The organism is Aestuariivirga sp. (assembly GCF_041738905.1).
Taxonomy (GTDB): domain Bacteria; phylum Pseudomonadota; class Alphaproteobacteria; order Rhizobiales; family Aestuariivirgaceae; genus Aestuariivirga.
On record NZ_JBGSOZ010000019.1, the window covers coordinates 1 to 2,422 of the forward strand.

The 2,422-nt window shown below is 64.0% G+C and carries 3 protein-coding genes; 1 reads left to right on the forward strand and 2 read right to left on the reverse strand.

From position 1 onward, the window contains the following. Together atpA and ACEW8Q_RS01475 are read right to left on the reverse strand one after the other, a co-directional pair. Nucleotides 1-1,075: F0F1 ATP synthase subunit alpha (gene atpA, locus ACEW8Q_RS01470; RefSeq protein ID WP_373502277.1), on the reverse strand; the 1,075-nt coding region annotated here is incomplete at its 3' end. After that, a complete protein-coding gene (locus ACEW8Q_RS01475) occupies nucleotides 1,075-1,635 on the reverse strand; it encodes a F0F1 ATP synthase subunit delta (RefSeq protein WP_373502278.1) in 561 nt (186 codons plus the stop codon). The genes ACEW8Q_RS01475 and atpA, both read right to left, overlap by 1 nt. 289 nt (nucleotides 1,636-1,924) lie before the next feature. Here ACEW8Q_RS01475 and ACEW8Q_RS01480 point away from each other — a divergent pair. Next, the coding region (locus ACEW8Q_RS01480) for an NAD(P)-binding domain-containing protein (protein ID WP_373502279.1) at nucleotides 1,925-2,422 on the forward strand (498 nt) is incomplete at its 3' end.

The window sequence follows — 2,422 nt, forward strand, 5'->3', positions numbered from 1 at the left end:
GGTAGAACAGTTCGGTTTCAAGGAAGATCTGGCCATCGGTGATCGAGATGACGTTCGTCGGAATATAGGCCGACACGTCGTTGGCCTGCGTCTCGATGACGGGGAGTGCCGTCAGCGAACCGCCGCCGAGCGAGTCGTTCAACATGGCGGCGCGCTCGAGAAGGCGGGAGTGGAGATAGAACACGTCGCCCGGATAAGCTTCGCGGCCAGGCGGACGGCGCAGCAGCAGCGACATCTGGCGGTAGGCGACGGCCTGCTTCGAGAGATCGTCATAGGCGATCAGCGCGTGCATGCCGTTGTCGCGGAAATATTCGCCCATGGTGCAGCCCGCGAACGGCGCGAGATACTGCAGCGGTGCCGGGTCGGACGCGGTGGCGGCGACGATGATCGAGTATTCGAGCGCGCCATTGTCTTCCAGCACCTTCACGAACTGGGCCACCGTCGAACGCTTCTGGCCGCAGGCGACGTAGACGCAGTAGAGCTTGTCCTTCTCGGGGCCCGTGATGTGGATGGGCTTCTGGTTCAGGATGGTGTCGAGAATGATGGCGGTCTTGCCGGTCTGGCGGTCGCCGATGACCAGCTCGCGCTGGCCGCGGCCGATCGGGATCAGCGCGTCGATGGCCTTGAGGCCCGTCGACATCGGTTCGTTCACCGACTTGCGCGGAATGATGCCGGGCGCCTTCACGTCGACGCGCATCATCTGCTTGGCATTGATCGGGCCCTTGCCGTCGATCGGGTTGCCGAGCGGATCGACGACGCGGCCGAGGAGTTCCTTTCCGACGGGGACTTCGACGATGGCGCCGGTGCGCTTGACGGTGTCGCCTTCCTTGATCTCGCGGTCCGAACCGAAGATCACGATACCGACGTTGTCGGTTTCGAGGTTGAGGGCCATGCCCTTCATGCCGTTCGCGAATTCGACCATTTCGCCGGCCTGCACGTTGTCGAGGCCATAGGCGCGGGCGATGCCGTCACCCACCGACAGGACCTGGCCGATCTCGGTGACCTCGGCTTCCTTGCCGAAATCCTTGATTTGCTTCTTGAGAATTGCGGAGATTTCGGCGGCGCGAATGTCCATCAGGCGGTTCCCTTCATGGCGACTTTGAGATTCTGGAGCTTGGTCTTCAGCGAATTGTCCAGCATGCGGGAGCCCACCTTCACGATGAGGCCGCCGAGGATCGAGCTGTCGACGCGGGTTGAAAGAGCAACGTCATGGCCAAGAGAGCCCTTGAGGGCGGCCTTGAGGTCGGAGAGCTGTGCATCCGAGAGCGGCTCGGCGCTGGTGACCTCGCCCGCGACTTCGCCCTTCGACTGGCTGAGAAGCGTGGCATAGGCCTTGATGATGTCGGGAAGCGCGTGAAGCCTGCGGTTCTGCGCCACGAGCTTCAGGAAGTTGAGCGCCGGGCCCGCGATGCCGAGTTCGCCGGCGACTGCCGTGATGGCTTCGATCTGGTCATCGGAAGAGAAGACCGGCGAGCGCACCAGGCGCTTCAGGTCCGCAGCGCCTTCGATGGCGGCACCGAACTTCGCCATCTGCTGGCCCACCGCTTCGGTGGAGTTTTCTTCGGCCGCGAGTTCGAACAGGGCGCTGGCATAGCGGCCCGGAACTCCGGAAACAGTCTGATCTGTGGTCGCCACGATCCGTCTTTCATTCAGCTTTGCGGCAAGGCACCTGAAGTGGCAGGCGCCGGGCCGCTTGAATTTCTGGGAGACCGGCATGCACGAGGGCACACCCACGGGCCGGGACCCCAGCCCCGCCGCGCGCGTTGGCTATCACAGTGGAAAAGGACTCGCAACCTTGATCGCGCGGCGGATTGCCGCGACCTTCGGCGGGGGCACTGGCAAAAGCATCAAAGCCCCCTGCATACTTACGTTTTTGGCTTGGAGGCGCTATCAGGGATGTGGCTTTCAGAGGAACGCAATCGGCATGGACATTGGAATCATCGGATTGGGGCGCATGGGCGCCAATATTGCGAGGCGCCTCATGCGCGCAGGCCACCGCGCGGTGGTCTTCGACCGCGACCCGGCAGCGGTGAAGATGGTGGCCGAGCATGGCGGCATCGCTGCCACCTCCGCCCCGGACGTGATCGCGAAGCTCACTCCGCCGTGTACCGTCTGGCTGATGCTTCCCTCTGGCGCCGTGACCGAGGATTCGGTTGCCGCCATGTCCACGGCCTTGAGTGAAGGAGACATCCTCATCGATGGCGGCAACAGCTTCTTCAAGGACAGCGTGAGGCGCGGCCAGATGCTGGCGGGCCGCGGCATCCGCTTTCTCGACGTGGGCACGTCGGGCGGCGTGTGGGGGCTGGAGCGCGGCTATTGCATGATGATCGGCGGCGACAAGGAAGCCGTCGACCGCCTCGACCCGATCTTCGACTGCCTCGCCCCCGGCCTCGGCGACATCCCCAAGACGCCTGGCCGCGAC